The sequence below is a fragment of the Rhizobium binae genome (assembly GCF_017357225.1).
GTDB classification, from domain to species: Bacteria; Pseudomonadota; Alphaproteobacteria; order Rhizobiales; family Rhizobiaceae; genus Rhizobium; species Rhizobium binae.
The window spans coordinates 1,521,658-1,548,497 of the sequence record NZ_CP071604.1 but is presented as its reverse complement, the minus strand read 5'-3'; the positions used below and the strand labels follow the sequence as shown (position 1 = coordinate 1,548,497).

The following is a 26,840-nucleotide window of genomic DNA, read 5'->3' as shown; positions in this document are numbered from 1 at the left end:
TTGGGCCTGCAGGTGCTTTCAAGGGCCGGCATGAAACTACTCGAGACATACATATTGCGGCGGGTCGGCCAGATGTTTCTCGTGGCGCTCTTGCCCGTGCTGGCGATCATTTGGACGACACAGGTGCTGCAGCGCATTAACCTCGTCACCGACAGCGGCCAGTCGATCGGGTCGTTCGCCAAGTTGGCGACGATGATCCTGCCGTCGATCATTCCTGTCGTCCTGCCCTTCGCGCTTGTCATCGCCATCACCCAGACGCTGACGACGATGAACAACGATTCCGAGCTGACCGTCATCGACGCGGCCGGGGCACGGCGCAGCATCCTCGTCCGTCCGATCCTGCTGCTTGCCGCCGTCATCAGCGTCTTTTCCTTCTTCGTCGACAATATCGTCGAGCCGCGCGCAAAGACCGTGGCGCGCCAGATGATCGCCGAAACCTATGCCGACCTTCTCTCCTCGGTGATCGAGGAAAAGACATTCCGCAAGATTGACGACGGTCTCTATGTGCAGATCTCGAAGCGTCTGGCGGGCCGCATGCTGAAGGGCCTGTTCGTCGCCGACGAGCGCGATCCGGCCTATGAGCTGATCTATTACGCCAAGGAAGGCGCGGTCGACGATACCGGCACGACGCTGATCATGCACGACGGCGAGGTGCACCGCAAAACGCCCGACGGCAACGTCTCGGTCATCAATTTCGATTCCTATTCCTTCGACCTTTCGGACATGACGGAGAACCGCGGTCAGGCGACGCTGAAAGCCAGCGACCGTGACCTGTGGTTCCTGTTTAATCCGGATCCGAACGACAAAGACTATACGATCCGGCCGCAGAGCTATCGCGCCGAACTGCATCGGCGGCTGACGGACTGGATCCTGCCCGTCGTCTTTGCGCTGTTTTCGCTGGCGATCGCCGGCGATGCGCGATCGCATCGCGAAGCGCGGCTGCATCCGATGGTGAGCGCGCTCGGCTATGCCTTCGCGCTGCGATGGGCTGCCTTCTACGCGGCAAACCAGATCGATACGGATCCGGAATATATCGTCGTTCTCTACGCCATCCCGATCGTCAGCAGCATCGTCTCGATCATCTTCCTCAGCCTGCACAAGCGGCTGGTCATGCCGTCCTTCATCTGGGAGCGGATATCGGCTTCGTGGAGACGAACGCAGGAAAGACTGCTTGCCGCGACCAGCAGGTCCGGCGGGGGCGCCGCCCAATGATGTTCGGAACATTGTCGCGCTATTTCTTTCGCCGCTACCTGGCGACGACGGGCTGGTTCCTGATCGGCGTGTCGGCGATCGCCTTCCTCCTCGATTTCAGCGAGACGGCGGGACGCATGTCCGGCCTGCCCGGCTATACGATCGGCGGCGGCATTGTGATGACCGCCGTGCGCCTGCCGCTCATCCTGCAGCAGACGATCCCGTTCATCGCGCTCTTCGTCGGCATGACGGTCTTGATCGGGCTCAATCGCAAATATGAGCTCGTCGTCACGCGCGCAGCCGGCATCTCTGTCTGGCAGTTCATGTTTCCCTTCATCGCCGGCTCGCTGGCGCTCGGCGTGCTGACGATGACGACGCTCAATCCGCTTGCCGCCTGGGGACAGCGCCAGGCCCTGCTCGTCGAATCCGACTGGCGCGGCGAAAACGCAGTTCTGCGCAAGGCGCCGCAGATTCCGTGGCTGCGCCAGATCAGCGGCCGCGACGATGTCATCATCGGCGCACAGACGGTCCAGGAGAACGGCACCAAGCTGATCGACGCCGTGTTGATCCATTTCGATTCAAGCGGTCGAGTCATTCTGAGACAGGATGCCGCCACGGCAAAGTTGGAAGATGGTTACTGGCAGCTTAACGGTGTCGTCGAGCGTAAGCCTGGCGAAATCCCGCTGCGTAAAGCTTCGGTCCAACTTCGCACCAATCTGAAACAGGATTTCGTTCAGGAGCGGCTGACAGCGCCGGAAACAATTGGTTTCTTTGACCTTTCCAACCGCATTGCGGCGGCCAAATCCTTCGGCATATCGACCAAGGCATTGGAGACGCAATTCAACTCCCTGTTGTCCCAGCCATTGTTGCTGGTGGCCATGACTCTCATTGCTGCAACAGTGTCCCTAAAATTTAGCCGGTTCAACCAATCCCGCTCGGTGATTCTGGGTGGAATCCTGTCAGGCTTCATGCTTTATGTCATCACCGTGCTTGTTAAAGCATTCGGAAGCAGTGGAGTCGTGCCTCCCTTCGTGGCGACCTGGATACCGGTGGTCGTCGCGCTGGCCTTGGGCGCGACTATTTTGCTTCATCAGGAGGACGGCTAGTGGCGGTAGGCGACCGCAAGTATTTTAGTAAACAATCGGTTGCCCTGCTTGTCGGTGCGGCTCTATGTTCCTATTTCGGCAGCGTTCCGGTCTCCTACGGCCAGGCCAGCACGCCTGAGCAAAATATCGGAAATAAGATTCCCGAAGGCGCCAAGCTTCTGCTTTCGGCCAATGAACTCGTCTATAATCGTGATGCCGACCTCGTCTCGGCAGTCGGCGGCGTGCAGATCAACTACGGCGGCTACAAGATGGTCGCGCAGAAGGTCGAATACAATCAGAAGACCGGCCGGATGATGGCCATCGGCAATGTCGAGATGGTCAGCCCGGACGGCAACCGCATCTATGCCGACAACCTAGACGTGACCGACAATTTTGCCGACGGGTTCCTGAACTCGCTGCGCATCGAAACCTCCGACAATACGCGTATCGTCGCCGAAAGCGGCGAGCGTGTCGGCGGCACCAAGATGATTCTCAACAAGGGCGTCTACACCGCCTGCCTTCCGTGCGCCGAAGATCCGAAACGCGCGCCCTTCTGGCAGGTCAAGGCCAAGCGCGTGATCCAGAACGGCGAGACCCATACGATCCGTCTGGAACGAGCCCGCTTCGAGCTGCTCGGTTACCCGATTGCCTTCGTGCCGTTCATCGAGGTTCCCGACAATACGGTGAAGCGCAAGTCCGGCTTCCTGTTCCCGACGATGAGCCTGTCGCAGAATCTCGGTTTCGGTCTTTCCATTCCTTATTATTACGTGATCTCGCCGAGCATGGATGCGACGGTCACCACAACCGGCTACACGGCCCAGGGTTTCCTCGTCGAAGGCGAATTCCGTCAGCGCTTCGAAAACGGCACGCATATCCTGCGCGTCGCCGGCATCGACCAGGCAAAGCCGGGCAATTTCAGCTCGGGTACCAGCGACGCCGAAGCCGAGCAACGCGGCATGGTGACGTCAAAGGCAGAGTTCCGCATCAATCCGCGCTGGACGTTCGGTTGGGACGTCATGATGCAGAGCGACAACAATTTCTCGAAAACCTACAAGCTCCGCGGTCTCAGCGGCACGGATCGCACGAACCAGATCTACCTGACCGGGCTCGGCAAACGGAACTATTTCGACATGCGGGCGTTTTATTTCGACGTCCAGGATGCCGACCGCACGAACACTGCCGAAAAGCAGCAGGCGATTGTCTATCCCGCGCTCGATTATCATTATGTAGCGCCTCAGCCGCTTGCAGGCGGTGAACTTTCTGCGGACGTCAACCTGACGAATATTTCGCGCACCCATGACGACTTCTACACCGTCGACGGATTCGAGCGTTTCCGTGGCCTGAAGGGTCAGACGTCCCGCCTGACCGCCGAACTTCAGTGGAAACGCACCTATGTCACGCCGACCGGCCTGGTGATTACGCCGCTTCTGGCTGCGCGCGGCGATGCTTTCGCGCTCAACATGAACGATCCGACCGGTTACGCCGGTAATTACCTTGACGATAATTCCGCCACCCGTTCGATGCTCACCGCCGGATTGGAAGTGCGTTATCCAATTCTGATGACGACGGAAAACAGCACCCATATCCTCGAGCCGATCGCGCAGATCTATGCCCGTCCTGACGAGCAACTCGCCGGCCGGCTGCCGAACGAGGATGCACAAAGCTTCGTCTTCGATGCCACGTCGCTTTTCGACCGCGACAAGTTCTCGGGCTATGACCGTATTGAAGGCGGCACCCGCGCCAATGTCGGCGTCCAGTATACCGGAACTTTCGACAGCGGTTACAAGCTGCACGGCATTTTCGGCCAGTCTTATCAGATCGCCGGTCAGAACTCGTTCGCCACCGACGACCTCGTCAATGTCGGCGCGGATTCCGGCCTCGAAACCGACCGCTCCGATTATGTCGGTCTCGGCGGCGTCGAAACGCCATACGGTGTGTCCGTCGCCGCCTCCTACCGTCTTGACGAGAAAGATTTCGACTTCCGGCGCGGCGACCTGACGACGGCCTACCAGAACGACACCTTCCAGACGCAGGTGACCTACACCCATCTCAGCGCCCAGCCGGCCTACGGCTTCGCCGACGATAATGACGAGATCCAGACCAGCAGCAGTGTCAAGTTCAAGGACTACTGGTCGATCTTCGGCGGCATCGCCTGGGATCTGAACAATGATGTGATTAGCCGCCGGACGCTCGGGCTTTCCTATGAGGACGAATGCACGATCTTCACGATCGCCTATACGGATCGCAGGGATTCCGACGACGAGTCGGCAAGCGACTGGACGATCGGCGCGCGGCTGACGTTCCGCACGCTCGGCGACATCAAGATCGGCACCGATACCCTCTCCAACTAGCGGGCGGACGGCGTAAACATGGCCTCAAGTCATTCTTTCGCCGTAAGCCTGTGCAGGACATTGCCGCCAGCCGATATCTGAGGCATAGGGGATTCGCCCCGTGACGGAAGCGATTTCCGCGTGTCTCGCACTGTGGTATGAACGCCGCGAACAACGTCTCGCGGCGCTATTGGGAGGTCAACGGATGATTGACGCGAAAAAAGCCATAACCGCCTTCCTCGCCGGCGCAGCGCTTGCCTTGCTGACGGGCTTTGCCGGCCCGGCGCTGGCAGCAAGCGAAGTCCAGGTCGTGGTGAACGGCACTGCCATCACCAGCGGCGATGTCGCCAAGCGGCAGGCTTTCCTGCGCCTGCAGCATACGGCAGCCGATGCCAAGACCGCCAAGGAGCAATTGATCGACGAAACGCTCAAGAGGCAGGAGGTCGCCCGCGTCCATATGTCGGTTTCGCAGCAGGACGTCGATGCGTCTTTTGCGCGCTTTTCGGCCGGCAACAAGCTTTCCGTCGCGCAGATGTCGCAGATCCTCGACCGAGCCGGCGTCGGCGTCGACCATTTCAAGGGGTTCATCGCCGTGCAGATGAGCTGGCCGCGTGTCGTCAATGCGCGTTACGGCTCGACCTCACGGCTGTCGAATTACGATCTCGTCTCGCGCATGATGCAGAACAACAAGCAGAAGCCGGTGACGACGGAATATATGCTGCAGCAGATCATCTTCGTCATTCCTGAGGCCAAGCGCGGCGCCATCACCGGCAAGCGCAAGGGCGAGGCCGAGGCGTCGCGATCGAAATTCCCAGGCTGCGACCAGGCAAAGGTCTTTGCCGCAACGATGCGCGATGTCGCCGTGCGCGACCTTGGCCGCATGCTCGCTCCCGAGATCCCGCCGGATTGGAAGCCTCTGGTCGAGCAGGCCAAAGGCAACACGACCGGCACCCGCGTCACCGACAAGGGCGTCGAATATCTGGCGATCTGCAGCCAGCGCCAGGTTTCCGACGACCAGGCCGCTGAAATGGTCTTCCGCCAGGAGGATCTCGACAAGTCCAAGGCCGGCAAGAACGGTCCGCCGGAAAACGAGAACAGCAAGAAGTACCTGGATGAACTGCGCAAGAAGGCGCAGATCGCCTATCGCTGACCGACGATGGCGATACCGTTCTCACGACCGCTCGCGCTGAGCCAGGGCGATCCGGCCGGCATCGGGCCGGATATCACGCTGATGGCCTGGCTCCGGCGGCGTGAACTCGGGCTCCCGCCTTTTTTCCTGATTGGCGATCCTGATGTCCTGGCCTTGCGCGCCCGCCAGCTCAACCTGGCCGTTCCCATCCGTGAGATCGACAAGGCCGACGCGGCCATCGGAATGTTTGCCGACGCCCTGCCCGTCACCAGCGTGCCGGCCGGCATCGAGGTCGTGGCCGGCGAGCCGCATGCGGCAACGGCGAAAGGCACGATCGCGGCGATCGAAAAAGCCGTCTCGCTTGTTATCGGCGGCGAGGCGCTCGCAGTCGTCACCAATCCGATCGCCAAGGCCGTGCTCTACGAGGCGGGCTTCCGCTTTCCCGGCCATACCGAATTTCTCGCCGATCTCGCCGCCAGGGCAACCGGCGGGCCTGTGACCCCTGTCATGATGCTGTCCGGACCGAAGCTCAGGGCCATTCCCGTCACCATTCACATTCCGCTCCGGGACGTGCCGCAGGCGCTGACGGAGAAATTGGTCATGGAAACCTGCAGGATCGCTCACGACGATCTGAGGCAGCGGTTCGGCATCGATGCGCCGCGGCTCGCGGTTGCCGGCCTCAATCCGCATGCCGGCGAAACCGGGACGATCGGCAGGGAAGACGAGGACATCATCCGCCCGGCAATCGAGCGCCTGCGCGACGAGGGCATCGACGCCATCGGCCCCCTGCCCGCCGATACGATGTTTCATGACGAGGCACGGGCGCGATATGATGTCGCCATCTGCATGTATCACGATCAGGCACTGATCCCCGCCAAGGCGCTTGGGTTCGACGACAGCGTCAACGTCACGCTCGGACTTCCCTTCGTGCGCACCTCGCCGGATCACGGCACCGCTTTCGGCATCGCCGGCAAGGGGCTGGCGCGCGAGCACAGCCTCGTTGCGGCGCTGAAGCTCGCCGCTCAGCTCGGCCGTACCGCGGAAAGCCGCCGCTGATGGCAGCACTCGATGGCCTGCCGCCGCTTCGCGACGTCATCCAGCGTCACGGCCTCGATGCGCGCAAGGCGCTCGGGCAGAACTTCCTGCTGGACCTGAATCTGACACAGAAGGTCGCCCGCACGGCGGGCGGGCTCGAAGGGACGACCGTTTTCGAGGTCGGGCCAGGTCCCGGCGGGCTGACGCGCGCGATCCTGGCGCTCGGCGCCAAGAAGGTAATCGCTGTCGAGCGCGATACGCGCTGCCTGCCGGCGCTTGCCGAGATCGCCGATCACTATCCGGGCCGGCTGGAGGTGATCGAAGGCGATGCGCTGAAGACGGATTTTGAGTCCCTGGCGCCGGAAGGCCCAATCAAGATCATCGCCAACCTGCCCTATAATGTCGGCACGCAGTTGCTGGTCAACTGGCTACTGCCGAAGACCTGGCCGCCGTTCTGGCAGTCGCTGACGCTGATGTTTCAAAAGGAAGTCGGCGAGCGTATCGTCGCCGGCGAGGACGACGACCATTACGGCCGTCTCGGCGTGCTCTGTGGCTGGCGGACCGAGGCACGCATGGCCTTTGACGTGGCGCCGCAAGCTTTCACGCCGCCGCCCAAGGTGACCTCGACGGTGGTGCATCTGACGCCCCGGGAAAATCCGATCCCCTGCTCCGTCGCCAATCTGGAAAAGGTGACGCAGGCCGCCTTCGGCCAGCGCCGCAAGATGCTGCGCCAGAGCCTGAAGCCGCTCGGTGGCGAGAGCCTGCTCGTCAAGGCCGGCATCGATCCGGCGCGGCGGGCTGAGACGCTGTCCGTCGAGGAATTCTGCCTGTTAGCAAATAGTCTTTAATGCATCTCGCCCGGAAGTGTGCAGCGGTTCCGGGACAAGGACATGCATAAAACAAAGAGCCAACGCCCGTCGCGGCGCGCTTTAGAGCGACGGCGTCTCTTCCAGCAATTCGCGGACGAAATCGAACATGCCGTGGCGGCGGTCGCGGCGCAGGCGTTCGGCCTTGACGATCGACTGGACGGCGTCGAAGGCGGTGTTAAGGTCGTCGTTGACGATGACATAGTCATATTCGCGCCAGTGGCCGATCTCGGCGCGGCTGTTGGCGAGACGCGTCTGGATAACCTCCTCGGAATCCTCGGCGCGGCGGTGCAGCCGCGACTGGAGTTCCGTCATGGTCGGCGGCAGCACGAAGATCGAGACGACGTCGGCCGACATCTTCTCCTGCAGCTGCTGGGCGCCCTGCCAGTCGATGTCGAAGAGCATATCGCGGCCCTCCGCCATGGCCTGCTCGACCGGCTCGCGCGGGGTGCCGTAGAAATTGCCGTGCACCTCGGCCCATTCGAGCAGCGCGTCGCTATCACGCAGCCGCTCGAACTCGCGCACGCTCTTGAAATGGTAATGCACGCCTTCGACCTCGCTCGGGCGGCGCTGGCGCGTGGTGACGCTGACGGAGAGGCCGATATGCTTGTCGGTCTCCAGAAGCGTGCGCGCGATGGTGGACTTGCCGGCGCCCGACGGCGACGAGATGACAAGCATCAGACCGCGGCGGGCGATCTGCACGGGCGAGGATTTCGCCGGTTTCATGTCCTACTCCAAATTCTGGACCTGCTCGCGGAACTGGTCGATCACGACTTTCAACTCGATGCCGGCGGCGGTAACGGCCGAGGCATTCGACTTCGAGCAGATGGTATTCGATTCGCGGTTAAATTCCTGTGCAAGGAAGTCCAGCCGGCGTCCGGCAGGTCCACCTTTCACCAGGAGATCGCGCGCTGCGGCGACATGCGCCTTCAGGCGGTCGATTTCCTCGCGCAGATCCGCCTTGGTCGCCAGTAGTGCGGCTTCGGCATGCAGCCTGTCGCGGTCGAGCGCAGCCATGCCGTCCATCAGCAAGGCGACCTGCGCCACGAGCCGGGAGGCGATCTCCTGCGGCGAGCGCGAGGGATCCGCCTCGATGGTCCGTGTCAGGCCCTCGATTGTTGCGACGTGATCGAGAAGAATGCGGGAGAGCGCCGCCCCTTCCTGTTCGCGCATCGCCCGGAGGTCGGCAAGCGCGGCCATGAGGCCAGCGGCAATATCGGCATCCCGGGCGGCCAGCGCCTCCTCGCCATCCTCGCCCTCACGGAATTCGACGATGCCACGCACCAGAAGCAGTGTATCGAGCTTCAGCGGCGTCGGATCGATCACGTCCACCAGCTGCTCGCGCATGGCAAGCACGGCGGCCAGTGCTTGCCTGTTCAGCACCGCCTCGAAACGGTTTTCATCAGCGGTAAGCGAGAGCGAAGCCTGCAGGTTGCCGCGGCTGAAACCTTCGCCGGCTAGCCGGCGGACCTCCGCCTCCATGCGTTCAAGACCGGGCGGCAGGCGCAGACGCAGGTCGAAGCCCTTGCCGTTGACCGATCGCAGCTCCCATGCCCAGCGCCAGCGGCCGCTCGTTCCCTCGCGCCGCGCAAAACCGGTCATGGACTGCAACGCCATGCGAGCCTCCCGAAATCTTTCAGTTGATCTTCTTTTTCTTCGGCGGCACGGCAGTCGCGCCATTGTCGGCCGGCTGCTCTTCCGGCTGGCCATCGACCGCAATGTTCGGATCCGAACCCTTGTCGGCCTCGAGCTTACGCCAGCGCTTGACGTTGGAATTGTGCTCTTCGAGCGTCGCGGCGAAAACATGGCCGCCAGTACCGTCGGCGACGAAATAGAGATCCTGGGTTTTCCAGGGGTTGGCGACCGCTTCCAGCGCATCCTTGCCGGGATTGGCGATCGGCGTCGGCGGCAGGCCCTTGATGACATAGGTATTGTAAGGCGTGTCCCGCTTCAGGTCCGACTGGTAGATCGGCCGGTCGGCCGGCTTTCCCTCGCCCCCGAAGAGCCCGTAAATGATCGTCGGGTCGGACTGCAGGCGCATGCCCTTGCCAAGCCGGTTCAGGAAAACGGAAGCGACATGGGCACGTTCGTCGGGAACACCGGTCTCCTTTTCGACGATCGAGGCGAGCGTCACGAATTCGTCTTTGGATCGCAGCGGCAGCGAGGGATCACGCTTGTCCCAGACTTGATCGACGAGCTTCTGCTGTGCCGCCGCCATCTGTTCGATGATTTCCGAACGCTTGGTGCCGCGCGAGAACTTGTAGGTGTCAGGACGCAAGCTGCCCTCGGCCGGCAGCGCGGCCGGCAGGTCGCCTTCCAGCACCGGATCCTGCAGCATGCGGTCGAACATCTGGCGGACCGTCAGGCCTTCGGGGAAGGAAACCGAATAGAGAATGGACCTGCCCGACTTCAGCAGTTCCATGATATCGCTCATCGAGGCTCTCGCCTTGATCTCGTATTCGCCGGCCTTCAGGCTCTCGCCGGCCGAAAGATGCGTCGCTGTCAGATATCGGAAGATGCGGGCGTCGGAGATGATCGCATTGCGCTCGAGGTTGGAAGCGATTTCGGCGAGACCTGCGCCGTTGCGGACGATGAAATTGGTGTTGGTCTGCAGCGGGCCGGGGCTCTGATAGGTCGATGTCGCGTAGTAGAAGGCGATAACTGCGACGACGCAGACCAGGACCGCCATCGTCATGATGAAGTTCAGAAAGAGGACGATCTGGCTGCGCGCGTTCCTGGAGCGCTTCGGCGGCTCCGGAACACGTTCCGGACGCAGGGCCTCGTTCGGCGACTTCGGGATGATTGGTCCCTTCTGCGCCTGGCTGTCGTTGCTCTGGTTCGTCGTATCGCTCACCGGCAATCCTCTAAAACTTGGCCCTCATTCCGCTATTTCGCGAAGCAATGCGGCAAAAACAGGTTCTGCTACGGTCAACGACATCGCTGCCGGTCGTTCAACTCCAGCACGCCTGGCACGGCGGGCCTGTTACTGCGCGTAACGGCGCAGCACGAGCGATGCGTTCGTGCCGCCGAATCCGAACGAGTTGGAGAGGGCCACGTTGATTTCTCGCTCACGGGCCTTGTGCGGAACAAGATCGATCGCCGTCTCGCGCTCGGGATTATCGAGATTGAGCGTCGGCGGGGCGACATTGTCGCGGATGGCGAGCGTGGCGAAGATCGCCTCGATGGCGCCGGCAGCACCGAGAAGGTGTCCGGTCGCCGACTTGGTCGAGGACATCGAAATCTTCGACGCCGCATTGCCGACCAGCCGCTCGACCGCCCCGAGTTCGATCGTGTCGGCCATGGTCGAAGTGCCGTGGGCGTTGATGTAGTCGATATCGGCGGGTGTAAGCCCGGCGCGCTTCAGCGCCATCGCCATGCAGCGGCCGGCGCCCTCGCCGTCTTCGGACGGGGCGGTGATGTGATAGGCATCGCCCGAAAGGCCGTAGCCGACGATTTCAGCGTAGATCCTGGCGCCGCGCGCCCTGGCATGTTCCAGTTCTTCGAGCACGACGATGCCGGCACCCTCGCCCATGACGAAGCCGTCGCGATCACGGTCATAGGGGCGCGAAGCCTTCTGCGGGTCGTCGTTATGCTGGGTCGACAACGCCTTGCAGGCGGCAAAACCTGCGAGCGAAATGCGGCTGACAGGCGATTCCGTGCCGCCGGCGACCATGACGTCGGCATCGCCCAGCGCGATCAGCCGCGCGGCATCGCCGATCGCATGTGCGCCGGTTGAGCAGGCGGTGACAACCGAATGATTGGGTCCGCGCAGCTTGTGGCGGATCGACACCTGGCCGGAGACCAGATTGATCAGGCGGCCGGGAATGAAGAAGGGGGAGATGCGGCGCGGGCCTTTGTCGCGCAGGGTGTAGCCCGCCTCGACGATGCCTTCGATGCCACCGATGCCGGAGCCGATCAGCACGCCGGTGGCGATCTGATCCTCGTCGCTCTCGGGATGCCAGTTGGCATCGGCAAGCGCCATGTCGGCGGCGGCCATGCCGTAGATGATGAAGGGATCGACCTTGCGCTGCTCCTTCGGCTCCATCCACTCATCAGGATTGAAGGCGCCGTCTGCGGCGTTACCAAGGGGAATGCGGCAGGCGATCTTGGCGGGAAGGTCATCGACCTCGAATTCGGTGACGAGGCGGGCGCCATTCTGGCCGGCGAGCAGCCGCGACCATGTCACCTCAGTTCCGCATCCCAAGGGTGATACCATTCCGGTACCAGTGATGACGACACGTCTCATCGCGTGCTTTCCCCCGTCTCTTATGTTCTATGGAGAAATAGGCCGAAAAGAAAAGGGCGGACTCCAGGCCCGCCCTTTCTCAAATATACAGGATCAGGCCTGGGCCTTCTCAATAAACTTCACTGCATCGCCAACCGTCAGGATCGAGTCGGCAGCGTCGTCGGGGATTTCAACGCCGAATTCTTCTTCGAAAGCCATGACAAGTTCGACCGTGTCGAGCGAGTCGGCGCCCAGATCGTCGATAAAGCTGGCGCTCTCGACGACCTTGTCGGCATCGACGCCAAGATGATCAATAACAATTTTCTTTACGCGTTCTGCGATATCGCTCATGTCGGTTTCCTCGACTTTATGTCCTGATCGGAATGCCGTCGCGGCACCCCTACCCTGTTTCAGCCTGCGATGTTTTCAGACATCCTCGGCAAACTCGTTTACCCGGCTTCAGAGATTTCCGAGGCTTGCGAAAAGCCCGCCGGTCCGTCTGCTTTCTCGGGACGACTGTTCACAGTCATGGCCCGCTTAACATGGTTTAAGTCTGCCGCAAAGCCAGAAAATCAACGCTTCGTGATTGCTCAACATGCTATTGGCGGAAATACCCCCATGCCGATGGTTTGTCGTTTCAGATCATCGCCATGCCGCCGTTTACGTGCAGCGTCTGGCCGGTCATGTAGGCAGCCTCGGAGGACGCGAGGTAGGCAACCGCCGAAGCGACTTCGCCGCCCGTACCCATCCGCTTCATCGGGATCGCCCCCATGATCGCTTCCTTCTGCTTGTCGTTCAGCTTGCCGGTCATGGCGCTTTCGATAAAGCCGGGGGCGACGCAGTTGACGGTGACGTTGCGGGTCGCGATTTCCTGCGCCAGTGACTTGGTGAAGCCGATCATGCCGGCCTTGGAAGCGCAATAGTTGGCCTGTCCCGGATTGCCGGTGACGCCGACGACGGAGGTGATGTTGATGATGCGGCCATAGCGGCGGCGCATCATCGGATGCGTCAACTCGCGCGTCAGGCGGAACGTCGATGTCAGATTGACTTCGAGAACGGCGTCCCAGTCCTCGTCGCTCATGCGCACGAAGAGGCCGTCCCTGGTGATGCCGGCATTGTTGACGAGGATATCGACGCCCTCGAGTTCGGCTTCGGCCTTCTGGCCGAGCGCCTTGACCTCATCGCGGTCGGACAGGTTCGCCGGGAAGATCTTGACGCGCTCACCGAGTTCGGCCGCCAGCGCCTCCAGCTTCTCGACGCGGGTGCCGTGCAGGCCGAGGATGGCGCCCTGCTTATGAAGGAGGCGGGCGATTTCCTCGCCGATGCCGCCCGATGCGCCGGTGACGAGAGCCTTGCGGCCGGAAAGATCGAACATGGAAACGTTCCTTATATCTGGAGACACCAATCAGGCCATGAGGGCGGCGACGGCCGCGTCGATATCCGCCGGACCGCTGACGGAGATGCCGTTGACTGCTTTGTCGATGCGGCGGGCAAGGCCGGTCAGTACCTTGCCGGAACCGATTTCATAAAGCGTGGTCACGCCGTTGCCGGCGAACCATTCTACCGTCTCGCGCCAGCGGACCTGGCCGGTCACCTGCTCGACCAGGAGGGTCGCAATCTCGTCGGCATCAGTCACCGGGGCGGCGCGGACATTGGCGATGAGAGGCACGACGGGGTCGGACTTGGCAACCGTCGCCAGCGCGGCGCGCATGGCCTCGGCGGCGGGCGCCATCAGCTTGGAATGGAAGGGGGCGGAAACCGGTAGCAGGATGGCGCGCTTGGCGCCCTTGTCGGTCGCGAGGCCAGCGGCCTTTTCGACAGCCGCCTTCTCGCCCGAGATGACGATCTGGCCGCCGCCATTGTCGTTGGCGATCTGGCAGGCGCCGGTGGCGGCGGCCTCGTCGCAGACGGTGACGACGTCGGCGTGTTCCAGCCCGATGATCGCCGCCATGGCGCCGACGCCGACGGGGACGGCGGCCTGCATGGCATTGCCGCGAATGCGCAGCAGCCGCGCCGTGTCGGCAAGCGAAAATGTGCCGGCGGCGCAAAGCGCGGAATATTCGCCGAGCGAGTGGCCGGCGACGTAGGCGACCTTGGCCTTCAGATCCAGCCCCTTGGCTTGGAGAATACGGACCACGGCGATCGAGACAGCCATCAGCGCCGGCTGGGCGTTGGCCGTCAAGGTCAGGGTGTCCTCGGGGCCATTGAACATGACGTCGGAGAGCTTTTCACCGAGCGCCTCGTCAACCTCTTCGAAAACGGCGCGGGCTTCCGCGAAATTCTCGGCCAGATCCTTGCCCATGCCAACGGCCTGACTGCCCTGGCCGGGAAAAGTGAAAGCAATGGTCATTCTGATGTCCCTGATTGCGCCCATCGAGGCTGTTTTGCCTCCAATTGACATTCTTTCCGGCAGAGTCAAGTGGCGGCACTTTCTGCGCAAAGCCTTTCCCACCGGTGCAAAAGCCTGGTTTTTGCTCTTGCGCTCCGCCAAATCCGGCCTAGATTCGCGCTGACTTTCCGACGACTTCCACCTCTCTCCCAAGGTTTTCCCATGAAGTACAAATCGCTAGGCCGTACCGAGATTTCCGTTTCAGAAATCTGCCTCGGCACCATGACCTGGGGCTCGCAGAACAGCGAAAGCGACGCGCATGCGCAGATGGATTACGCCGTCGAAAAGGGCGTCAATTTCTTCGATACCGCCGAGCTCTACCCGACAACACCGGTTTCGCCCGAAACGCAGGGCTGGACCGAAGACTATATCGGCAGCTGGTTCGAAAAGACCGGCAAGCGAAGGGAGATCGTCCTCGCCACCAAAGTCGCCGGCCGCGGCCGCGATTATCTGCGCGGCGGCGAAGGAGCGGATGCAAAGAATATTCGCCTGGCGCTCGAGGCCAGCTTGAAGAGGCTCAAGACGGATTATGTCGACCTCTATCAGGTGCACTGGCCGAACCGCGGCCATTTCCACTTCCGGCAGAACTGGAGCTACAATCCCTTCAACCAGGATCGCGACAAGGCCGTCGCCAATATGCTCGAGATCCTGGAAACGATGGGAGCACTGGTCAAGGAAGGCAAGATCCGGACGATCGGCCTTTCCAACGAGACCACCTGGGGCATCCAGAAATACCTGACGCTGTCCGAACAGAAGAGCCTGCCGCGCGTTGCCAGCGTCCAGAACGAGTACAATCTGCTCTACCGCCATTTCGACCTCGATCTCGCCGAGCTCTCGCATCACGAGGATGTTGGGCTGCTCGCCTATTCACCGCTCGCCGGCGGCATCCTGACCGGCAAATATGTCGATGGCGGCAGACCGAAGGGGTCGCGCGCTTCGATCAATCCCGATATCGGCGGCCGGTTGCAGCCGCTGCAGGAGCCGGCGACCAAGGCCTATCTGACGCTCGCGGCCCGATACGGTCTCGACCCGGCGGCGATGGCGCTCGCCTTCTGCCTGTCGAGACCCTTCATGACGTCGGTCATCATCGGCGCAACGTCGATGGAGCAGTTGAAAACCGATCTCGGCGCGGCCGAGCTGACGCTTTCGGACGAGGTGCTGGCGGAGATTGCCAAGGTGCACCGACAATATCCCCTGACGCTTTGATGGCCCGGCCCCCGGCGCTACCAATTGGTCTGCGTCGGGCTCGAATGTCCGATTGGGGTTGCCTTTCCCCGAAAAATCCGTATAAGCCGCGCTGTTCGTTAACCCGGTCTTCTGGCTGGTGGCTGAACGGAGGGCCGGTTTCCTCGGAAATCGTTCGGAACGGAAGCGTTCCAGCCTCCCGTGTCTCCGCTCTCGACCGTCTCGGAAACGCTTTTCTTGCCTGGGTCCGCCCAATCAGGAGCAGTCGTTGAGGCTTAGCCGCCGAATATCGGGTTGAACCAAACGCAAGAAAGGCAAAGCTGTCATGGCTCTTTATGAACATGTATTCCTTGCCCGACAGGATATTTCCGCTCAGCAGGTCGATGCCCTCGTAGAACAGTACAAGGGTGTGATCGAAGCAAACGGCGGCAAGGTCGGGCGTATCGAGAACTGGGGCCTCAAGTCCCTCACTTACCGCATCAAGAAGAACCGTAAGGCGCACTACGCGCTGATGGACATCGATGCTCCGGCTGCCGCGATCCAGGAAATGGAACGCCAGATGCGCATCAGCGAAGACGTTCTTCGCTACATGACCATCGCCGTGGAAAAGCACGAAGAAGGCCCGTCTGCCATGCTGCAGAAGCGCGACCGCGACGACCGCGGCCCGCGCGAAGGCGGCGACCGTGGCCCGCGCCGCGAATTCGGTGACCGTCCGCCGCGCCGTGACGGCGACTTCCAGCGTGGCCCGCGTCCGGATCGCGCCCCCCGCGAAGACCGTGCATAAGGAGATATAAGAATGTCTGAAGCTTCCTCCGCACCGGTCCGCCGCCCGTTCCATCGCCGCCGCAAGACCTGCCCGTTCTCCGGCGCAAACGCACCACGGATCGACTACAAGGACGTTCGTCTGCTGCAGCGCTACATTTCCGAGCGCGGCAAGATCGTTCCGTCCCGCATCACGGCCGTTTCCCAGAAGAAGCAGCGCGAACTCGCCCAGGCGATCAAGCGCGCCCGTTTCCTCGGCCTGCTGCCGTACGTCGTCGCCTGATCGAATATGTAACCCCCGGATTCCTGATCCGGGGGTTGCTCCCTTCCGCGATGGGCGCGGATCGGAACTGTTAAAACCCATGTTGAGACGTTTCTGAATTCGATTCAGCAACATCCTCTAACTGCTTGATGAAGCAGGACAGCGACTTTGAAACGACTGGATCTTAAAACGCTGCTGACCGGCGCACTCGCCGGCTTGACCGCCGCCCTGCTGGTGCTGGGCGCGAGCATGCAGCCGTCGTTTTTCAGCGCGATCCTCTACACGGCCTCGGCGCTTCCGATCCTGATCGTCGGGCTCGGCTGGGGCAATGCCGCCGCGATTTCGGCCGTCGTCACCGCAGCCGCACTCGGCGCGGTTCTGATCTCCCCCTCCTTCGCGCTGATCATGGCGCTGGTGACGCTGCTGCCGGCCGGCTGGCTCAGTCATCTCGCCAATCTCGCACGGCCCGCCTCCGAGCTCGGCGGCCCTGACCACCTGCTTGCCTGGTATCCACTCTCCGACATCCTGCTGCATCTCTGCGGCCTGGTGACGATCGCCGTCATCGTCATCGGCGTAATGATCGGCTACGGGCCCGAGGTTACCGATCCGATCGTCGATCTGCTGATCACCTCGGTCAAACAGCAGCAGCCGGATTTCATGCCCGATCCGGCGGCGACCGCACAGACCAAATCGCTGATCTTGCTGATGCTGCCGGCGGTGCAGGGCGGCATGTGGGTCACGATGCTGTTTGCCGCTTATTATATCGCAGTGCGCATCGTCGCAGCATCTGGCCGCGGCCTCCGCCCCCGCGAGGACATTCCCTCTTCGCTGCGCATGAACCGCAACTCGATCTTCATCTTCCTCGCCGGGCTCGCCGCCTGTTTCTTCGGCGGCGTTGCGGCGCTGATCGGCGCAACCGTGATCGGCGCATTCGGCGCCGGCTTCATGCTCTCCGGCTTCGCCGCGCTGCATTTCCGCACCCGCGGCAAGGACTGGCGTTTGCCCGCCCTCATCCTCTGCTACCTGGCCTCCATGCTCATGCTGCTGCCAGCACTCCTCATCCTCGTCCTCGGTCTCGGCGATACGCGCAAGGCGATCGCGCTGACCCCGGCGAAAGATGCCGATGCCCCCAAACAATCCGATACGAAAATCTGAGACACAAGAAAGGAAAAGAAAATGGAAGTCATCCTTCTCGAACGCATCTCCAAGCTCGGCCAGATGGGCGAAACCGTGAAGGTTCGCGACGGCTTTGCTCGTAACTACCTGCTGCCGCTCGGCAAGGCGCTGCGCGCCAACGCCGCCAACAAGGCCCGCTTCGAATCCGAGCGTGCGACGCTCGAAGCCCGCAACCTCGAGCGCAAGTCGGAAGCCCAGAAGGTCGCCGACGTTCTCGACGGCAAGTCCTTCATCGTCGTGCGCTCCGCCGGCGAAACCGGCCAGCTCTACGGCTCGGTCGCTGCCCGTGACGTCGTCGAAGTTCTCGCCGCCGAAGGCTTCAACATCGGCCGCAACCAGGTTCACCTGAACACGCCGATCAAGGCGATCGGCCTGCACAAGGTCGAGCTGCAGCTGCATGCCGAAGTCGAAATCAATGTCGAGCTGAACGTTGCCCGTTCCGCCGAAGAGGCTGAGCGCCAGGCCAAGGGTGAAGAACTCACCTCGGTCGACGCGATCTACGGCGTCGACGAAGACGCGCTGCGTCCGGAAGATTTCTTCGATCCGGAAGCCGACGGCATCGACGAAGAAGAAGCATAAGTCTCGCCGGACACGATCCGCGACAGGAAGCCCGGCCGTTGCGCCGGGCTTCTTCGTTTTATCCGCTTGATCGGAAACAACCGGGGAGATCATCTTTTACAGGGGATTTCCGGATGTTTTTGCTGCGTGCCCGATGTCGTCGGGTTACGATGGTCATCTCCGGAACGGATGGGCTGAGTCGGCTCCGTGCCGTGTCCTCAGGGTGACACTCCCGGTATTTCTCGCTTGTGTCGCGCAGGACTGTGGAGAAGTCGAACAACGTGCACAGCGTTCGGGATTTTGGCGAAGCGGGCCTCCGCGCCTTTACAGCCCCTTGATTTTCTCCATCCGGAATTGCAAATCCGGAGTTGGAAAAAGACAGAACGGATGATGATGAACGACGCCGCTCGAAAGATTGCAGCTGTTGCTCCCTCGGAGCAGCATTATCGCGAAGCACCCAACAACATCGAAGCCGAGCAGGCGCTTCTGGGTGCCATCCTGATGAACAACGACGCCTATTACCGGGTGTCGGATTTCCTCAAGCCGATCCATCTCTACGAACCGCTGCACCGCAAGATCTTCGAGGTGGCCGGCGACATCATCCGCATGGGCAAGATCGCCAACCCGGTAACGATCAAGACCTTCCTCAAGGCCGACGAAAGGGTCGGCGACATGACGGTTTCGCAATATCTGGCGAGCCTGGTCAGCAACGCGGTCACCGTCATCAACGCCGAGGATTACGGAAGAGCGATCTATGACCTGGCGCTGCGCCGGGCGCTGATCACGATCGGCGAGGACGTCGTCAACATCGCCTATGACGCACCGCTCGACATGCCGCCGCAGTCGCAGATCGAGGATACCGAACGCCGTCTCTTCGAGCTCGCCGAAAACGGCCGCTACGACGGCGGCTTCCAGTCCTTCAACGACGCCGTGGCGCTGGCGATCGACATGGCGGCCGTCGCCAAGGAACGCGACGGCGGCCTTTCCGGCATTTCCACCGGCATCCACTCGCTGGACGCCAAGATGGGCGGCCTGCAGCGTTCGGACTTGATCATCCTCGCCGGCCGTCCGGGCATGGGCAAGACCTCGCTTGCCACCAACATCGCCTACAATATCGCCGCCGCCTACGAGGGCGAGGTGCAGTCGGACGGCAGCATGAAGGCGAAGAATGGCGGCGTCGTCGGCTTCTATTCGCTCGAAATGTCGTCCGAACAGCTCGCCACCCGCATCATCTCCGAGCAGACGGAAGTCTCCTCCTCGAAGATCCGCCGCGGCGACATCAACGATGCCGATTTCGAAAAGCTCGTCGCCTGCTCGATGATGATGCAGAAGGTGCCTCTCTATATCGATCAGACCGGCGGTATCTCGATCGCCCAGCTTTCGGCACGCGCGCGCCGCCTCAAGCGCCAGCGCGGCCTCGACGTGCTCGTGGTCGACTACGTGCAGCTGATGACAGGCTCGGGCAAATCGAGCGACAACCGCGTCCAGGAAATCACCCAGATCACCACCGGCCTGAAGGCGCTCGGTAAGGAACTCAACGTTCCGATCATCGCGCTGTCGCAGCTGTCGCGTCAGGTCGAAAGCCGCGACGACAAGCGTCCGCAGCTTTCCGACCTTCGTGAATCCGGTTCGATCGAGCAGGACGCCGACGTCGTGCTGTTCGTGTTCCGCGAGGAATATTACGTCAAGAACCAGGAGCCGCGCGATCCGCACGATCCGAAATATCCGGAATGGGAAGCGCTGTTCGACAAGGTGAAGGGCACGGCCGACGTCATCATCGCCAAGCAGCGCCACGGGCCGACGGGCACGGTGAAGCTCGCCTTCCAGGCGGAATTCACGCGCTTTGCCGATCTAGCCGATCCGTCCTTCATTCAATATGAAGAGCACTGATCGCGCGGCGATGCCGCGGGCTTTCCATGGACAAAATCGACGTGAAGCGCATCGTCCGCCCAAAACCGCTGCACAGTTTTAGCCGCATGCATTAACCTGGCCGGGGAATCCTTCTCCGGCCTCTTTTCGATGTGGATCATGAGCGAATTTCTCGACGCCCCCGAAGACGACACCTTTGCCTCGGCAGGCCTGCGGCTGACCGTCGACCTGACCGCGCTGACAGAGAACTGGCGCGACATGGCGCGCCGTTCGGGTGCCGCGCGCGCCGCGGCCGTCGTCAAGGCGGACGCCTACGGCATGGGTATCGAGGATGCCGGCGAAGCACTCTACCTCGCCGGCGCCCGAGATTTCTTTGTCGCGACCGTCGATGAAGGGGTGACGCTTCGCTTCTATGCGCCCGAGGCGCGCATCTTCGTGCTCTCGGGCATATGGCCGGGTACCGAACGGCGCTTCTTCGACAATGACCTGGTGCCGGTAATTTCCTCCGATGAGCAGTTCGCCTTCTGGATGGCGGTGCTTTCCGACTACGGCGATTATCCTTGCGCGCTGCATGTCGATACCGGCTTCAACCGGCTGGGACTGCACATCGACGATGCGATTGCGCTTGCCGATGACGTCTCGCGGCCGGCAAGCTTCGCGCCCGTACTGGTCATGAGCCACCTCGCCTGCAGCGACGATCCCAGTCACGTGATGAACCGCCAGCAGCTCGAATCATTCCGCAGGGTTACCGCCGCCTATGAAGGTATCGATTCAAGTCTTGCCGCCTCGGCCGGCATCTTCCTCGGCGAGGATTACCACTTCGATCTGACCCGACCGGGCATCGCCCTTTACGGCGGCGAAGCGGTCAGCGGCATGGCAAACCCGATGCGGCCGGTCGCCACTGCGGAGGCGCGCATCATCCAGGTGCGCACCGTCAAAGCCGGCGAGACCGTCAGCTACGGCCGGGCGCTGCAGCTTCGTCGCGACAGCCGGCTGGCAATCGTCTCGGCAGGCTATGCCGACGGCTATATGCGCAGCCAGTCGAGCGGCGGCGTGCCGCTGCGCCAGGTCGTGCCGCAGGGCGGCCAAGGCTTCATCGCCGGACATAAGGTTCCGGTTGCCGGCCGGATCACCATGGATCTGACGATCTTCGATGTCACCGATCTGCCTGAAACCGCCGTGCGCGCCGGAGACTATGTCGAGTTGTTCGGAAAGAACGTGGCGCTGGACGACGTGGCACGGGCGGCGGGGACGATCGGATACGAGATCCTGACCAGCATGGGGCTTCGCCACGAGCGGCGCTATACGGTCGAAGAATAGTGTTCGCTCGTCAGTGGCTGGTGAGTGCGAGACGCACTCCGAGCGCGACGAAAAGCGCGCCGAGGCCGCGATCGAGCCACCGCTCGATCTCCTGATTATTCTTAAGCATGTCTGCGAGGCGCCCGCCGAGAAGGACGAGCGGCGGTTCGATGAACGCAGCGACGCCTATGATCAACCCGCCATGGAGCATCAATTGGGCCCAGACCGGCCCCGCACCTTCGACCACGAATTGCGGCAGGAAAGCCAGGAAGAATATCGCGACTTTCGGATTGAGCAGCGACACCAGGATACCTTGCCGGTAGATTTTTCCGACTGGCATTTTTTCGCCAGCCGCTTTCATCAGGTTGCCGCTGCCGCCAGCGCGCAAGGCCTGAATGCCTAACCAGAAGAGGTAGGCCGCACCGACCCATTTGACGGCGGAAAAGGCGACGGCTGAGGCGGCCAGCAACGCCGAAAGGCCAAGTGCCGCCATCAGAACATGCAGGCAGGCACCCGACCAGACGCCGAACAGCGCGGCAAAACCGGCGCGTTTGCCGCCTCGCATCGTGTGCCCGAGGATAAAGGCGATGTCGGGGCCCGGCGAGAGATTGAGCAAAACCGCCGCCGACAGAAATGCAAGCCAATGGGCAAGCGAGTAATCGAGCATTTTCTACCGTTCCGGATGAGCAGGAACGAGAAGCATAGGCACGGCAGACGCTAATGGGGAAATCATTAGTTTTGATCCGTCGCGATAGCCATTATCTCAAGCACCACAATGATTCGATCAAGCACGCCTCGGCTTTGTCTTGATAACTCGACTGAAAGAACGATTGATGGCGAAGGCCCGGACACAATTCATCTGCCAGAATTGCGGCGCAGTGCATAACCGCTGGGCCGGCAAATGCGACAATTGCGGCGAGTGGAATACGATCGTCGAGGAAGACCCGATGGGCGGCATCGGCTCCGGCCCCGGCAAGACGCCGAAGAAGGGCCGGCCGGTGGCGCTGACGGCGCTCTCCGGCGAGATCGAGGAGGCGCCGCGCATCCATACCGCCATGTCGGAACTCGACCGCACACTCGGCGGCGGCTTCGTGCGCGGCTCGGCGGTCTTGATCGGCGGCGATCCCGGCATCGGCAAGTCGACACTGCTGATGCAGGCAGCCGCCGCCCTCGCGCGGCGCGGCCACAGGATCATCTACGTCTCCGGCGAAGAGGCGGTGGCGCAGGTTCGGCTCAGGGCACAGCGTCTTGCGGCAGCCGATACCGACGTGATGCTGGCCGCCGAAACCAATGTCGAGGATATTCTGGCGACGCTCGCCGAGGGCAAACGTCCTGACCTCGTCATCATCGATTCCATCCAGACGCTGTGGAGCGAGCTGGCCGATTCCGCGCCGGGAACGGTCACGCAGGTGCGCACCGGCGTGCAGTCGATGATCCGTTTTGCCAAGCAGACGGGTGCGGCCATGGTGCTCGTCGGGCATGTAACCAAGGATGGACAGATCGCCGGGCCCCGCGTCGTCGAGCACATGGTCGACGCCGTGCTTTATTTCGAAGGTGATCGCGGCCATCACTACCGCATCCTGCGCACGGTCAAGAACCGCTTCGGCCCGACCGACGAGATCGGCGTCTTCGAAATGTCCGACAGAGGCTTACGCGAAGTCGCCAACCCGTCCGAACTCTTCCTCGGCGAGCGCAACGAAAAATCGCCGGGTGCGGCCGTCTTCGCCGGCATGGAGGGCACGCGGCCCGTGCTCGTCGAGGTGCAGGCGCTGGTGGCGCCGACCTCGCTCGGCACGCCGCGGCGCGCCGTGGTCGGCTGGGATTCGGCCCGGCTGTCGATGATCCTGGCGGTGCTGGAGGCTCATTGCGGCGTCAGGCTAGGCCAGCACGACGTCTATCTCAATGTCGCCGGCGGCTACCGCATCTCCGAACCGGCGGCCGATCTCGCCGTCGCCTCGGCGCTCGTTTCGTCGCTCGCCGGTATTGCCCTTCCCGCCGATTGCGTCTATTTCGGCGAAGTCAGCCTGTCGGGCGCCATCCGGCCGGTTGCGCACACCGCCCAGCGCCTCAAGGAAGCCGAGAAGCTGGGCTTTTCGACAGCGCTGCTTCCTTCCGCCTCCGCCGAGTTGCCGAAGGGTTCCGGCGGGAGATGGAACGAGGTCGAAAGCCTGCCGGATCTGGTCGCGCGCATCGCCGGATCGAAGGGAGCGCTGCGTGTGGAAGACGAGGTTTGATCCTTTCATTGCCGGGAACGGTGATGATATAGGAAGCACACGATAAGGCACGACACGGCCGCCAAGCGGCAGTCCTGGAGTTGAATTTACATGCCCATTACGATTTTCGACGGTATTGTCATCGGCGTCGTGCTCTTCTCCGCCGTACTGGCGATGGTCCGCGGCTTCTCCCGCGAGATCCTTTCGATCGCAAGCTGGGGCGGTTCGGCCGCCGCCGCCTACTACCTCTATCCGTACCTGCTGCCTTATGCGAAGAAATACACCGATGACGACCGCATCGCGATCGCCGGTTCGGCCGCGGTCGTCTTCCTGATCGCCCTCATCGTCATCTCCTTCATCACCATGAAGATCGCCGATTTCATCATCGACAGCCGCATCGGCGCGCTCGACCGCACGCTGGGCTTCCTGTTCGGCGCGGCCCGCGGCCTGCTGCTGATGGTCGTCGCCGTCGCTTTCTGGAACTGGCTGGTCGACGTCGACCACCGGCCGGCCTGGGTGAATGAGGCCAAGTCGAAGCCCTTCCTGGATTCGATGGTGGTGAAGCTGAAGGCGGTTCTGCCGGAGCAATTTGCGCAGATGATCGAGGCAAGCTTCCGTGATAGGATGCAGTCGCCGGCAAAAGGCGGCGAAGGCGCCACGGCGCCGACGACCGATCAGGCTCCGGCGGAAGACGCGCCTGCAGGCGGCACGCAGCAGCCGACGAATTGACACAGTGTTCAAGAGCTTGACCCGCCGTGCGGCAATTGCCATTTGAGCGGGACGTGAAATGAAGGTCCGGCCGGGCATCAGCTCCGCCGGACCTCAGCTGTTTCAGAGCCCGCGAACGGGCTTTGAATGCGGATGAGCATGACGTTATCGGAAAGCTGCCAGGTTTCCGATATATGATACTGGAAATGCCGATCCATTCTTGTGAGAGCAGAGGCCCGCAGAAATGAACCAGTCCCATTCCTTCCCGACCGACGATCCGCTCGACGGAGATACGCTGCATGAGGAATGCGGCGTTTTCGGAATACTGGGACATCCCGATGCCGCCACGCTCACGGCTCTCGGCCTGCACGCCCTGCAGCATCGCGGGCAGGAAGCGGCCGGCATCGTCTCCTTCGACGGCAAACGCTTCTATCAGGAGCGCCATATGGGCCTCGTCGGCGACCATTATACCAATCCGATGACGCTCGCCCGCCTGCCCGGCAGCATGTCGATCGGCCATACACGCTATTCCACAACAGGCGAAGTCGCGATGCGCAACGTGCAGCCGCTGTTTGCCGAGCTGGAGGAAGGCGGCATCGCCATTGCCCATAACGGCAATTTCACCAATGGCCTGACACTGCGCCGCCAGATCATCGCGACCGGCGCCATCTGTCAGTCGACCTCGGACACCGAAGTCGTGCTGCATCTCATCGCCCGCTCGCGCCATGCGTCCACATCCGACCGTTTCATCGACGCCATCCGCCAGATGGAAGGCGGATATTCGATGCTCGCCATGACGCGGACCAAGCTGATCGCTGCGCGCGACCCGACCGGCATCCGCCCGCTTGTCATGGGCGAACTCGACGGCAAGCCGATCTTCTGCTCGGAAACCTGCGCCCTCGACATCATCGGCGCCAAGTTCATCCGCGACGTCGAAAACGGCGAAGTCATCATCTGCGAAATCCAGCCCGACGGCTCGATCAGCATCGATGCCCGCAAGCCCAGCAAACAGCAGCCGGAGCGCCTCTGCCTGTTCGAATATGTCTATTTCGCCCGGCCGGATTCGGTCGTTGGCGGTCGCAACGTGTATACGACCCGCAAGAACATGGGCATGAACCTTGCCAAGGAATCGCCTGTCGAGGCCGACGTTGTCGTGCCGGTGCCGGATGGCGGCACGCCCGCGGCGCTCGGCTACGCGCAGGAAAGCGGCATCCCCTTCGAATACGGCATCATCCGCAATCATTATGTCGGCCGTACCTTCATCGAGCCGACGCAGCAGATCCGTGCCTTCGGCGTGAAGCTGAAGCATTCCGCCAACCGCGCGATGATCGAAGGCAAGCGCGTCGTGCTGGTGGATGATTCCATCGTGCGCGGCACGACGTCTCTGAAGATCGTGCAGATGATCCGCGAAGCCGGCGCGCGCGAAGTTCATCTGCGCGTCGCAAGCCCGATGATCTTCTTCCCCGATTTCTACGGCATAGACACGCCCGATGCCGACAAGCTGCTCGCCAACCAATATGCCGATGTCGAAGCCATGGCCAAATATATCGGCGCGGATTCGCTCGCCTTCCTGTCGATCGACGGGCTTTACCGCGCCGTCGGCGGCGAGGACCGCAATCCGGCCCGCCCGCAGTTCACCGACCACTACTTCACCGGTGACTATCCGACCCGTCTGCTCGACAAGAACGGCGAGTCCATGGGCAATAAGCTTTCGATGCTTGCCAGCAACGGCTGAGCCGTTTGCCATTTTGACTTTCGCTTCCGAGGGGCCTAATTGCGCCCCTCACCTTCGCAAGCAAATCCGGAACCGGACAGATGAACATCAATCTTGAGGGCAAGATCGCACTCGTCACCGGTGCGTCGCGCGGCATCGGCTATTTCACCGCGCTGGAACTCGCCAAAGCCGGCGCCCATGTCATTGGCTGCGCACGCACGGTCGGTGGGCTCGAGGATCTCGACGATGCGATCAAGGCCGTGGGCGGCAGCGCGACGCTGGTGCCCTTCGATCTTGCCGATATGAACGCGATCGATGCGCTCGGCGGCTCGATCTTCGAGCGCTGGGGCAAGCTCGACATCCTGGTCGCCAATGCCGGCATGCTCGGCGTCATCTCGCCGATCGGCCATATCGAGGCGAAGGTTTTCGAAAAAGTGATGACCATCAACGTAACGGCGACATGGCGGCTGATCCGCTCGGTCGATCCGCTGCTTGCCCGCTCGGACGCCGGCCGCGCCGTCATCCTGTCGTCCGGCGCCGCGCACAAATGCCGCCCCTTCTGGAGCGCCTACTCGGCCTCCAAGGCGGCTGTCGAGGCACTCGCCCGCACCTGGGCCGGCGAGACGCAATCGACGCCGCTGCGCATCACCAGCGTCGATCCGGGGGCGACCCGCACGGCAATGCGGGCGCAGGCCGTGCCGGGCGAAGACCCGCAGACGCTGCCGCATCCCTCCGAGGTCGCCAAGGCAATCCTGCCACTCGTCGGTCCCGGCGTGACCGAAACGGGCAAGCTGTTCATCGTGCGCGAGAACAAGCTCGCCCATTATCGATTGCCGGAATAGAT

General features: G+C 62.1%; 26 protein-coding genes. 18 read left to right on the top strand and 8 right to left on the bottom strand.

All coding sequences use genetic code 11. From position 1 onward, the window contains the following. Nucleotides 1-30: 30 nt before the first annotated feature. The 6 genes from lptF (at nucleotide 31) to rsmA (ending at nucleotide 7,618) form a co-directional block, all read left to right on the top strand. Entirely contained in the window at nucleotides 31-1,212 is a 1,182-nt protein-coding gene (lptF, locus tag J2J99_RS07505; RefSeq protein ID WP_168294543.1) for an LPS export ABC transporter permease LptF, read from the top strand. Next, entirely contained in the window at nucleotides 1,209-2,297 is a 1,089-nt protein-coding gene (gene lptG, locus J2J99_RS07500; RefSeq protein WP_168294542.1) for an LPS export ABC transporter permease LptG, read from the top strand. The genes lptF and lptG overlap by 4 nt, the downstream gene beginning before the upstream one ends. Beyond that, nucleotides 2,297-4,627 carry an LPS-assembly protein LptD gene (locus tag J2J99_RS07495; protein WP_168294541.1) on the top strand — a complete coding sequence of 777 codons (2,331 nt, stop codon included), beginning with the start codon at nucleotides 2,297-2,299 and terminating at the stop codon, nucleotides 4,625-4,627. The genes lptG and J2J99_RS07495 overlap by 1 nt, the downstream gene beginning before the upstream one ends. A gap of 184 nt (nucleotides 4,628-4,811) precedes the next feature. Beyond that, nucleotides 4,812-5,756: a SurA N-terminal domain-containing protein gene (locus tag J2J99_RS07490; protein WP_168294540.1), complete on the top strand. Its 945-nt coding sequence runs from the start codon at nucleotides 4,812-4,814 to the stop codon at nucleotides 5,754-5,756. Between the two features lie 6 nt (nucleotides 5,757-5,762). Beyond that, on the top strand, nucleotides 5,763-6,791 hold the full coding sequence (gene pdxA, locus J2J99_RS07485; RefSeq protein WP_168294539.1) for a 4-hydroxythreonine-4-phosphate dehydrogenase PdxA: 1,029 nt from the start codon (nucleotides 5,763-5,765) through the stop codon (nucleotides 6,789-6,791). Then, nucleotides 6,791-7,618: a 16S rRNA (adenine(1518)-N(6)/adenine(1519)-N(6))-dimethyltransferase RsmA gene (rsmA, locus tag J2J99_RS07480; protein WP_168294538.1), complete on the top strand. Its 828-nt coding sequence runs from the start codon at nucleotides 6,791-6,793 to the stop codon at nucleotides 7,616-7,618. The genes pdxA and rsmA overlap by 1 nt, the downstream gene beginning before the upstream one ends. Before the next feature lie 81 nt (nucleotides 7,619-7,699). Here the strand turns inward: rsmA and gmk are convergent, their stop codons facing one another. From gmk to fabD, 7 genes are all read right to left on the bottom strand, one after another. Continuing rightward, entirely contained in the window at nucleotides 7,700-8,362 is a 663-nt protein-coding gene (gene gmk / locus J2J99_RS07475) for a guanylate kinase (protein ID WP_004680508.1), read from the bottom strand. Between the two features lie 3 nt (nucleotides 8,363-8,365). Beyond that, nucleotides 8,366-9,253 (bottom strand): YicC/YloC family endoribonuclease, encoded by an 888-nt coding sequence (locus J2J99_RS07470; protein WP_168294537.1) that lies wholly within the window; start codon nucleotides 9,251-9,253, stop codon nucleotides 8,366-8,368. Between the two features lie 19 nt (nucleotides 9,254-9,272). Then, nucleotides 9,273-10,490, bottom strand: a complete 1,218-nt coding sequence (mltG, locus tag J2J99_RS07465) for an endolytic transglycosylase MltG (protein WP_168294536.1) — start codon at nucleotides 10,488-10,490, stop codon at nucleotides 9,273-9,275. A gap of 129 nt (nucleotides 10,491-10,619) precedes the next feature. Further along, on the bottom strand, nucleotides 10,620-11,882 hold the full coding sequence (fabF, locus tag J2J99_RS07460; protein ID WP_168294535.1) for a beta-ketoacyl-ACP synthase II: 1,263 nt from the start codon (nucleotides 11,880-11,882) through the stop codon (nucleotides 10,620-10,622). A 93-nt stretch (nucleotides 11,883-11,975) separates the two neighbouring features. Further along, complete coding sequence (locus tag J2J99_RS07455) at nucleotides 11,976-12,212, bottom strand: acyl carrier protein (RefSeq protein WP_003547058.1); 237 nt, start codon at nucleotides 12,210-12,212, stop codon at nucleotides 11,976-11,978. A gap of 286 nt (nucleotides 12,213-12,498) precedes the next feature. Beyond that, nucleotides 12,499-13,236, bottom strand: coding sequence for a 3-oxoacyl-[acyl-carrier-protein] reductase (gene fabG, locus J2J99_RS07450; protein ID WP_168294534.1), 738 nt, complete (start codon nucleotides 13,234-13,236; stop codon nucleotides 12,499-12,501). Between the two features lie 30 nt (nucleotides 13,237-13,266). Continuing rightward, nucleotides 13,267-14,211, bottom strand: a complete 945-nt coding sequence (fabD, locus tag J2J99_RS07445) for an ACP S-malonyltransferase (RefSeq protein ID WP_168294533.1) — start codon at nucleotides 14,209-14,211, stop codon at nucleotides 13,267-13,269. Between fabD and J2J99_RS07440 the strand changes: the two genes are divergently transcribed. The 8 genes from J2J99_RS07440 to alr all read left to right on the top strand — a co-directional run bounded on the left by J2J99_RS07440 (nucleotide 14,204) and on the right by alr (nucleotide 21,382). After that, on the top strand, nucleotides 14,204-14,374 hold the full coding sequence (locus J2J99_RS07440) for a hypothetical protein (RefSeq protein WP_168294532.1): 171 nt from the start codon (nucleotides 14,204-14,206) through the stop codon (nucleotides 14,372-14,374). The two genes, fabD and J2J99_RS07440, sit on opposite strands and share 8 nt — an antisense overlap. 38 nt (nucleotides 14,375-14,412) lie before the next feature. Continuing rightward, nucleotides 14,413-15,456 carry an aldo/keto reductase gene (locus tag J2J99_RS07435; protein WP_168294531.1) on the top strand — a complete coding sequence of 348 codons (1,044 nt, stop codon included), beginning with the start codon at nucleotides 14,413-14,415 and terminating at the stop codon, nucleotides 15,454-15,456. Between the two features lie 304 nt (nucleotides 15,457-15,760). Beyond that, entirely contained in the window at nucleotides 15,761-16,219 is a 459-nt protein-coding gene (rpsF, locus tag J2J99_RS07430) for a 30S ribosomal protein S6 (protein ID WP_004680499.1), read from the top strand. Nucleotides 16,220-16,231: 12 nt separating this feature from the next. Continuing rightward, complete coding sequence (gene rpsR, locus J2J99_RS07425; protein ID WP_004680498.1) at nucleotides 16,232-16,480, top strand: 30S ribosomal protein S18; 249 nt, start codon at nucleotides 16,232-16,234, stop codon at nucleotides 16,478-16,480. A gap of 147 nt (nucleotides 16,481-16,627) precedes the next feature. Further along, nucleotides 16,628-17,614, top strand: a complete 987-nt coding sequence (locus J2J99_RS07420) for a DUF2232 domain-containing protein (protein ID WP_168294530.1) — start codon at nucleotides 16,628-16,630, stop codon at nucleotides 17,612-17,614. A gap of 21 nt (nucleotides 17,615-17,635) precedes the next feature. Further along, complete coding sequence (gene rplI, locus J2J99_RS07415) at nucleotides 17,636-18,214, top strand: 50S ribosomal protein L9 (protein WP_168294529.1); 579 nt, start codon at nucleotides 17,636-17,638, stop codon at nucleotides 18,212-18,214. Nucleotides 18,215-18,586: 372 nt separating this feature from the next. After that, nucleotides 18,587-20,083 carry a replicative DNA helicase gene (locus tag J2J99_RS07410; protein WP_168294702.1) on the top strand — a complete coding sequence of 499 codons (1,497 nt, stop codon included), beginning with the start codon at nucleotides 18,587-18,589 and terminating at the stop codon, nucleotides 20,081-20,083. Nucleotides 20,084-20,212: 129 nt separating this feature from the next. Beyond that, on the top strand, nucleotides 20,213-21,382 hold the full coding sequence (alr, locus tag J2J99_RS07405) for an alanine racemase (protein ID WP_425526059.1): 1,170 nt from the start codon (nucleotides 20,213-20,215) through the stop codon (nucleotides 21,380-21,382). 10 nt (nucleotides 21,383-21,392) lie between these two features. Here alr and J2J99_RS07400 read toward each other — a convergent pair whose 3' ends face one another. Next, nucleotides 21,393-22,028, bottom strand: coding sequence for a LysE family translocator (locus J2J99_RS07400; protein WP_168294527.1), 636 nt, complete (start codon nucleotides 22,026-22,028; stop codon nucleotides 21,393-21,395). A 166-nt stretch (nucleotides 22,029-22,194) separates the two neighbouring features. On the opposite strand from J2J99_RS07400, the gene radA reads away from it, so the two are divergent. The 4 genes from radA to J2J99_RS07380 all read left to right on the top strand — a co-directional run bounded on the left by radA (nucleotide 22,195) and on the right by J2J99_RS07380 (nucleotide 26,838). Continuing rightward, on the top strand, nucleotides 22,195-23,595 hold the full coding sequence (gene radA, locus J2J99_RS07395; protein ID WP_168294526.1) for a DNA repair protein RadA: 1,401 nt from the start codon (nucleotides 22,195-22,197) through the stop codon (nucleotides 23,593-23,595). 90 nt (nucleotides 23,596-23,685) lie between these two features. Next, nucleotides 23,686-24,303, top strand: coding sequence for a CvpA family protein (locus tag J2J99_RS07390; protein WP_168294525.1), 618 nt, complete (start codon nucleotides 23,686-23,688; stop codon nucleotides 24,301-24,303). Between the two features lie 223 nt (nucleotides 24,304-24,526). Next, nucleotides 24,527-26,017 carry an amidophosphoribosyltransferase gene (purF, locus tag J2J99_RS07385; RefSeq protein WP_168294524.1) on the top strand — a complete coding sequence of 497 codons (1,491 nt, stop codon included), beginning with the start codon at nucleotides 24,527-24,529 and terminating at the stop codon, nucleotides 26,015-26,017. Nucleotides 26,018-26,097: 80 nt separating this feature from the next. Continuing rightward, nucleotides 26,098-26,838, top strand: a complete 741-nt coding sequence (locus tag J2J99_RS07380; RefSeq protein ID WP_168294523.1) for an SDR family NAD(P)-dependent oxidoreductase — start codon at nucleotides 26,098-26,100, stop codon at nucleotides 26,836-26,838. Nucleotides 26,839-26,840 lie beyond the last annotated feature (2 nt).

Bases quoted from the DNA above. Each gene is read 5' to 3' on its own strand.
- fabD (WP_168294533.1), bottom strand. From the start codon at position 14,211: ATGACCATTGCTTTCACTTTTCCCGGCCAGGGCAGTCAGGCCGTTGGC.
- J2J99_RS07440 (WP_168294532.1), top strand. From the start codon at position 14,204: ATGGTCATTCTGATGTCCCTGATTGCGCCCATCGAGGCTGTTTTGCCT.
- rpsR (WP_004680498.1), top strand. From the start codon at position 16,232: ATGTCTGAAGCTTCCTCCGCACCGGTCCGCCGCCCGTTCCATCGCCGC.
- gmk (WP_004680508.1), bottom strand. From the start codon at position 8,362: ATGAAACCGGCGAAATCCTCGCCCGTGCAGATCGCCCGCCGCGGTCTG.
- alr (WP_425526059.1), top strand. From the start codon at position 20,213: ATGTGGATCATGAGCGAATTTCTCGACGCCCCCGAAGACGACACCTTT.
- lptG (WP_168294542.1), top strand. From the start codon at position 1,209: ATGATGTTCGGAACATTGTCGCGCTATTTCTTTCGCCGCTACCTGGCG.
- rpsF (WP_004680499.1), top strand. From the start codon at position 15,761: ATGGCTCTTTATGAACATGTATTCCTTGCCCGACAGGATATTTCCGCT.
- pdxA (WP_168294539.1), top strand. From the start codon at position 5,763: ATGGCGATACCGTTCTCACGACCGCTCGCGCTGAGCCAGGGCGATCCG.
- fabF (WP_168294535.1), bottom strand. From the start codon at position 11,882: ATGAGACGTGTCGTCATCACTGGTACCGGAATGGTATCACCCTTGGGA.
- fabG (WP_168294534.1), bottom strand. From the start codon at position 13,236: ATGTTCGATCTTTCCGGCCGCAAGGCTCTCGTCACCGGCGCATCGGGC.
- J2J99_RS07390 (WP_168294525.1), top strand. From the start codon at position 23,686: ATGCCCATTACGATTTTCGACGGTATTGTCATCGGCGTCGTGCTCTTC.
- radA (WP_168294526.1), top strand. From the start codon at position 22,195: ATGGCGAAGGCCCGGACACAATTCATCTGCCAGAATTGCGGCGCAGTG.
- purF (WP_168294524.1), top strand. From the start codon at position 24,527: ATGAACCAGTCCCATTCCTTCCCGACCGACGATCCGCTCGACGGAGAT.
- rsmA (WP_168294538.1), top strand. From the start codon at position 6,791: ATGGCAGCACTCGATGGCCTGCCGCCGCTTCGCGACGTCATCCAGCGT.
- J2J99_RS07380 (WP_168294523.1), top strand. From the start codon at position 26,098: ATGAACATCAATCTTGAGGGCAAGATCGCACTCGTCACCGGTGCGTCG.
- J2J99_RS07435 (WP_168294531.1), top strand. From the start codon at position 14,413: ATGAAGTACAAATCGCTAGGCCGTACCGAGATTTCCGTTTCAGAAATC.
- J2J99_RS07470 (WP_168294537.1), bottom strand. From the start codon at position 9,253: ATGGCGTTGCAGTCCATGACCGGTTTTGCGCGGCGCGAGGGAACGAGC.
- J2J99_RS07490 (WP_168294540.1), top strand. From the start codon at position 4,812: ATGATTGACGCGAAAAAAGCCATAACCGCCTTCCTCGCCGGCGCAGCG.
- lptF (WP_168294543.1), top strand. From the start codon at position 31: ATGAAACTACTCGAGACATACATATTGCGGCGGGTCGGCCAGATGTTT.
- rplI (WP_168294529.1), top strand. From the start codon at position 17,636: ATGGAAGTCATCCTTCTCGAACGCATCTCCAAGCTCGGCCAGATGGGC.
- J2J99_RS07410 (WP_168294702.1), top strand. From the start codon at position 18,587: ATGAACGACGCCGCTCGAAAGATTGCAGCTGTTGCTCCCTCGGAGCAG.
- J2J99_RS07455 (WP_003547058.1), bottom strand. From the start codon at position 12,212: ATGAGCGATATCGCAGAACGCGTAAAGAAAATTGTTATTGATCATCTT.
- J2J99_RS07400 (WP_168294527.1), bottom strand. From the start codon at position 22,028: ATGCTCGATTACTCGCTTGCCCATTGGCTTGCATTTCTGTCGGCGGCG.